Origin of the sequence: Bacteroides sp. Ga6A2 (assembly GCF_000702225.1) — a bacterium.
In the GTDB taxonomy this organism is placed as follows: Bacteria; Bacteroidota; Bacteroidia; order Bacteroidales; family Bacteroidaceae; genus Ga6A1.
In genome coordinates this window covers 1-5224 of sequence record NZ_JNKX01000075.1, presented here as the reverse complement: position 1 = coordinate 5224, position 5224 = coordinate 1, and the positions used below count along the sequence as shown (strand labels likewise).

Annotated in this window: 8 protein-coding genes and 1 pseudogene; 5 read left to right on the top strand and 4 right to left on the bottom strand. The window is 43.0% G+C overall.

Translation table 11 applies throughout. The features are described from left to right. Positions 1-287: 287 nt before the first annotated feature. Together T538_RS0113570 and T538_RS0113565 are read right to left on the bottom strand one after the other, a co-directional pair. Entirely contained in the window at positions 288-902 is a 615-nt protein-coding gene (locus tag T538_RS0113570; protein WP_155993231.1) for a hypothetical protein, read from the bottom strand. An 11-nt stretch (positions 903-913) separates the two neighbouring features. Next, positions 914-1795 carry a LytR/AlgR family response regulator transcription factor gene (locus tag T538_RS0113565; RefSeq protein WP_031533883.1) on the bottom strand — a complete coding sequence of 294 codons (882 nt, stop codon included), beginning with the start codon at positions 1793-1795 and terminating at the stop codon, positions 914-916. A gap of 190 nt (positions 1796-1985) precedes the next feature. Between T538_RS0113565 and T538_RS0113560 the strand changes: the two genes are divergently transcribed. Together T538_RS0113560 and T538_RS0113555 are read left to right on the top strand one after the other, a co-directional pair. Next, the gene (locus T538_RS0113560) at positions 1986-2708 is read left to right on the top strand and encodes a hypothetical protein (protein WP_031533884.1); all 723 of its coding nucleotides are present in this window, start codon (positions 1986-1988) and stop codon (positions 2706-2708) included. A gap of 59 nt (positions 2709-2767) precedes the next feature. Further along, positions 2768-3232 (top strand): hypothetical protein, encoded by a 465-nt coding sequence (locus T538_RS0113555; RefSeq protein WP_155993228.1) that lies wholly within the window; start codon positions 2768-2770, stop codon positions 3230-3232. Positions 3233-3279: 47 nt separating this feature from the next. Here T538_RS0113555 and T538_RS0113550 read toward each other — a convergent pair whose 3' ends face one another. Beyond that, positions 3280-3750 (bottom strand): hypothetical protein, encoded by a 471-nt coding sequence (locus T538_RS0113550; protein WP_031541410.1) that lies wholly within the window; start codon positions 3748-3750, stop codon positions 3280-3282. Between the two features lie 34 nt (positions 3751-3784). Beyond that, the gene (locus T538_RS0113545; protein ID WP_031533887.1) at positions 3785-4252 is read right to left on the bottom strand and encodes a hypothetical protein; all 468 of its coding nucleotides are present in this window, start codon (positions 4250-4252) and stop codon (positions 3785-3787) included. A 175-nt stretch (positions 4253-4427) separates the two neighbouring features. Here T538_RS0113545 and T538_RS0113540 point away from each other — a divergent pair, with 175 nt between their 5' ends. The 3 genes and pseudogenes from T538_RS0113540 to T538_RS0113535 form a co-directional block, all read left to right on the top strand. After that, positions 4428-4778: a hypothetical protein gene (locus T538_RS0113540; RefSeq protein WP_031541408.1), complete on the top strand. Its 351-nt coding sequence runs from the start codon at positions 4428-4430 to the stop codon at positions 4776-4778. A gap of 3 nt (positions 4779-4781) precedes the next feature. Further along, complete coding sequence (locus T538_RS18480; RefSeq protein ID WP_155993226.1) at positions 4782-4919, top strand: hypothetical protein; 138 nt, start codon at positions 4782-4784, stop codon at positions 4917-4919. 84 nt (positions 4920-5003) lie between these two features. Further along, positions 5004-5224 (top strand): annotated as a pseudogene (locus T538_RS0113535) (IS982 family transposase); the annotation flags it as partial.

Genomic DNA, 5224 nt, shown 5'->3' with positions numbered 1-5224 from the left:
ACGATGTTCCTACGATGTTCCTACGATGTTCCTACGATGTTCCTACGATGTTCCTACGATGTTCCTACGATGTTCCTACGATGTTCCTACGATGTATCTTGGATGTACCATGAATCTATCTTCCTTCTTACTTCCCACTATTTTGTATTTACCAAAAGAAAAATTCATACTGTATTTGTTCCATAAATTCCAAGTTGTCAAGTGAATTGTCAGTCAGACATTTTTCGTTGTCATTTACGCTAATTTCCAAGTCCTGTCGAACTCGGAAATTCGACAGAACATTGAGGTCATGAATTCTCATCACCACCATCGTAGATTTCTTCCAAGTCTTTGAAGCTTATTTTATTTCCATCAAATTCGTAAGTAAATATGTCTATATACCATTCATCCTCTTTCCACAAGTCTATTGTTATTGACAGAGTCTTGTCATCCTTTTTTTTGACATCTATGTAGTAAAATGTCATGTATTCAATATCTTCAACTCCTAATCCTTCTTTTACCATGATGTCCTTCAGTTCATTACGGTGAATTTCTTTCTTGAAAATCTGTTTTCCGTCAGAAATCATAATGCAAAGTTTTCGTCCTTTGTATACAACTGTATCTCTTTCCTGATTATCTGTATCAGGATATTTAATATACTTTAGAATGTCAGAATCGTCATTAACCACGCAGTATTTAAAACGATAGGGCATGATTATAGTGTCGTGGCTGTATCTTTGGCACGTTGCACTATCGGCAACATCGGGTTTCATTGCAGCAAAGGCTTCTTCGTGTGCTACAAATACGTTTGTCTGGTGACTGTTCTTTGTTTCTGCCGAGTTTGTTTCAGCTTTATATGGAGTCTTGTTTCTGCAAGATGTCATTGCTGAACAAAGCAAAATCAAAAATAAAATGATTCTCATATCGATTAAATTTATATTGCATAATTCTGATTTACCCCCATTCTCCTTTCAAACTCATCGGAATAAGTGCGGCTTATCGGAATATGCTTGTCCGTGCCGAACATTTGCAGTTGATAGCCGCTCGAACGTCTTCCCGAAACAGACTGGATGAAATCCATGTTAACTATAAAGGCGCGGTGGCATGCAAACATACACCTAAAGCCGTCTAGCGACTGGCGGAGCTGCTTTATGGTTATGCGCAGCGAATGGTTGCATACCTCGCCGTTGTGCAGAAGGCAGATGTTGGCGTAGTTCTTCATCGACTCGATGTAGATTATTTCTTCGATGCACACCTCGAACACGGCATTGTTTGTATTGCCGACGAGAGTGACGAATTTCTGTTGCGGCGTTTCGCTTTCCTTCGGGGCGTCGATGCCTTCGAGCCTCTCTTCAAGATGCGCGTTTATGGCTTTCATCGTCTCCAACTCGGCTTGCAGATTGCGGTTCTTTGTTCGGTAAACCTGCACCACGAAGATGAATACCGACATCAGCGCAACCTGAAGGCATACTATCAGATAGTTGATTACCGAAAACTCGCCTTGCGTGCAGTACCAAGCCGAATGAAGGTTGCCCCAACTGAACCACGAAATGCTTGTGAGAATGACGGCCGAGGCTATTGGAATGTTAATGGCATGGAACACTACGATGTCTTTTGTCTTTGTTGCACTACGGCGCGTGATGCCTCTTGCTATGCTATACGACAGCACGGCTACGGCAAACGCAAGTACCGACACAAATACGATGAAGTACATTCGCTTGCCAGTCATCTGCTCAATGCCAAACGGCTGAAGGAACGACAGCACGAAAGCCGTCATCAAAGCGATAATTCCAGAGTCTTTCAAAATATTCTTCATGCCGACAAAGATAGCCGTTTTCTCTCAAAAAAGGGCGATGGCACGGTTGCATTTTGTCCCTCTCGTGTCCCATTTCGTCCCAATGTGCAGCGTGTGTCCCTCGCCGCCCGTACTTCTGTCCCTGCATATTGTATGCAATTTTTATTCTGCGCATCTTTGCTGCCAGACAGAACGCAATAATCAGAAACACATGAAGAAATTTGTAATGTTCATTACCGTTGCCGTTGGACTGATGCAGACATCGTGCAACAAGAAACTGTTGGAATACGAGTCCGACGATGTGAGGGTAGAAATTGCCGAGGGCGAAGAGTGGCTGCACGATTTTCCGCTCTTTCTTGGCATAAAGAAGAAAAATCCGCCGCAGATAGCCATCTGGATTGAGGATTCGTCGGGCAGATACGTTTCAACAATCTACGTTTCGCAGAAGATAGCCACCGAGGGTTGGCTCAATGCCAGCGGAAACCGACGGAAGGAGGCTCTGCCGTGCTGGTGTCATTCGCGCGGAATACGTTACGACGACGGACTTTTCTGCCCGACAAAGCAACAGCCTGTAACCGATGCCTTGACTGGCGCAACGCCGCGAAAGGGCTTCAGCATGTATTTCAGGGAGAAGACGGGACTGCAACGCTTTCGTGTGCTGGTTGAGGTGAACCACTCAACCGATTTCACCGATGTGTATGCCAAGGATGCCGCGCCGTCGAGCCCTTACTACTCTGGCGGAAAAGAGGGCAGCGGACAGCCAGCTCTCGTATACATGGCAGATATTGATTTGAGTACGCAGAGCCGTTCGTTCACGGCATCACTCATCGGACACAGCTCGCCCGATGGCTCCGACGGTGGCATCTACACCGATATGGAAGGCATCGATTCTGCCCTCAGAATTGTTAAACAGATAACCGTTAAGTTGAAATGAAAAAAATTGCTTTGTTTGCGTTTGGCTGCATATTTTGCCAATTCGCTTTTTCGCAGAATTTGGCGGATAGACTTTGTTATCAGACCGAAATGTCCGTCGGCTTTCCTTTGCCCGAATCGCATGGAATGCCAATGCGGTTGTGCCAGAAAGTGATGTACGGACTTAATCCGCGGCTGATGTGCGGCGTTGGCGCAGGCATCAGCCGATACGACAAGACGCTCGTTCCGCTGTTTGTCGACTTGCAGTGGAGCGTGGCGCGTCCTCGGCAGTTCACTCCGTTTGTTGAGGCTCGTATGGGATATTCGTTCGCCCCTTCGCCGTCAGCCACGGGCGGAAGCAACCTCGGGCTTGGCTTCGGAACATCATTCCGACTTTCCGACACGCGGCGCATTTGTGCTTCCGTTGGCTACGAGTATCAGCATTTCGGTCAGTTAAAAACGTTCGAGTCGGCTGTCGTACGGTCTCGGTTTGTCGAGAAGATAGGGCACAATGCATTTTCAGCAACCGTCGGCTTTCAGTTTTGACGAAACAAAGAATCCATCTTACAAAATGCGTAAGATGGATTCATTAGTTATTTCTGACCAGCAACTACGTCGCCCGAATAACTTCCTTCTACAATCTTCTGAGTACCGTCGATAGTCTTTTTCAGAGTATATCTCATTTCGAAGGTATTCAGGCCGTTCTTGCGATTTTTGCCGGTCTTGCGAACGTAGAGCGTGCTTCCGCTGTCGAGCAAGTCGGGAGCATCCTTGTCGCCGCTTCCCGTAATAACGTTTCCGAATATATCCCAGTCGCCACATTGACTAAGGTCTATATCCTGACCGTCGTTGCTGGCAGGTATTCTGAATATTATCAAATCAGCCTTCTTGTTTCCAAGGTGAATGTTGTAGTCGTCGTAAACTTCGTTGAAGAGTATGATTGGAAACTCACTTTCTTCCTCTTCGTCTTTGCACGATACAAAAACAGTTGAAAACAGACATACTGCCAGAATCATGACCATTATTCTGGTAAACCTGCTGCTTGATTTTAAGATTATGTTCATTTTTTGTTACTTATAAGGATTTGAAATGTAAAATTTAGTTCTGACCAGTAATCATATTGCCCGAATAACTGCCTTTAATAACCTTCTGCTTTCCGTTGATAGTCTTTTTTAGCGTGTATCTTATCTCGTATGTCTTTTCTCCTGTCTTGTGAATGTAGAGAGTGCTTCCGCTGTCGAACATATTGTCAGGCTCGTCGCCATAGCCTTCAATCACTTCCTTGTTAACCATTCCCATAACCGACCAGTCGCCTTTCTTGCTCAGGTCTATGTCCTTGCCGTCAGACTTGACAGGTATGCTGAAGCATATGTAATCTCCCGTGATCTTAGAAAGATTTACGTTATAACTTCCAAGGCTTTCGTAAAAAAGAGAAACTTCGGTAGTGAAACCCTCGTCCTCATCATCGTCTCCGCACGAAATAAAAACAGTTGAAAACAGACTGACTGCCAGAATAATAACTGCCATTCTGACATACTTGATACTTGAATTGAAAATGTTACTCATTGTAAATATTGTTAATTTGTAATAGTTTGGTGTTGCAAATTTATGCTAAAAAGCCGATTGCGCCCTTGATTGCTCTGTTAATAATTCTTAAAAAAGAATTGTAAACAACAAGAAATGTAAATTATCTTTGTTCGTATGGATTTAAAAGATAAATTTGCAGCAAAAATGATAACATGTGAAAAGCAAATATCCTATTTTATTGGCGATTCTGCTTGCAACCTCTTGCCAACAGAAAACAGAACATTTTGAATATGAGGCTTTGAAGGGGCAATGGGAAAGCGAGGAGAGGATTGCAAATGCGAATGTCGTTCTCCATTTCGGGGATTCAATCATAGAATTCGACCCTTATATTGGGGATACTATTATGATGCTTTTTAATCCTGTGATTCAGAACGATACTCTTATTTGTAATTCGTTGGACTCGGCATTTAAATTCAAAATAGAGAAAAGCGGGAATTCGGTAAAAATAGAAGGCTTGCCAATTATTGGAGGTAAGTTTTCTTTTGTGAAGTCAAAAAAAAGATAACCTATGAAGAAAATATTAACAATATTATTGATGCTTGTTGCGATATCATCCTTTGCTCAAAAAAATCAATTTGTTAAAGGGCATTTTGTTGGGATAAGTTCACCTTATGTGGTTTATTATACATACGCCAGTTCGGGATAAGAAAAGTCAAATAAAAGTTGGTAATCTCGCTATTTATTTGTATCTTTATAGTTGAAAACAAACAAGTTACAAAATATAATAGCAATGATTACCAGAGACAAAGTTACAGAAATTTTCTGTATTATCGACGAGTTTGACAAGAATTTGAACGAGGAATTGAAGAAAAACCTTCGTCTGCCATCCAAAGACGGCAGCGGAAAACGTCACAGAAACCGTAAGGGAAGACTCTCCGAAAGCGAGATTATGACCATCCTCGTATGCTATCATTTTGGCACATACAAGAACTTCAAGGAGTATTATCTCAG

Excerpts from the sequence above, each read along its gene's own strand:
- T538_RS0113545 (WP_031533887.1), bottom strand. The coding sequence starts at position 4,252 with ATGAGTAACATTTTCAATTCAAGTATCAAGTATGTCAGAATGGCAGTT.
- T538_RS0113560 (WP_031533884.1), top strand. The coding sequence starts at position 1,986 with ATGAAGAAATTTGTAATGTTCATTACCGTTGCCGTTGGACTGATGCAG.
- T538_RS0113570 (WP_155993231.1), bottom strand. The coding sequence starts at position 902 with ATGAGAATCATTTTATTTTTGATTTTGCTTTGTTCAGCAATGACATCT.
- T538_RS0113550 (WP_031541410.1), bottom strand. The coding sequence starts at position 3,750 with ATGAACATAATCTTAAAATCAAGCAGCAGGTTTACCAGAATAATGGTC.
- T538_RS0113565 (WP_031533883.1), bottom strand. The coding sequence starts at position 1,795 with ATGAAGAATATTTTGAAAGACTCTGGAATTATCGCTTTGATGACGGCT.
- T538_RS18480 (WP_155993226.1), top strand. The coding sequence starts at position 4,782 with ATGAAGAAAATATTAACAATATTATTGATGCTTGTTGCGATATCATCC.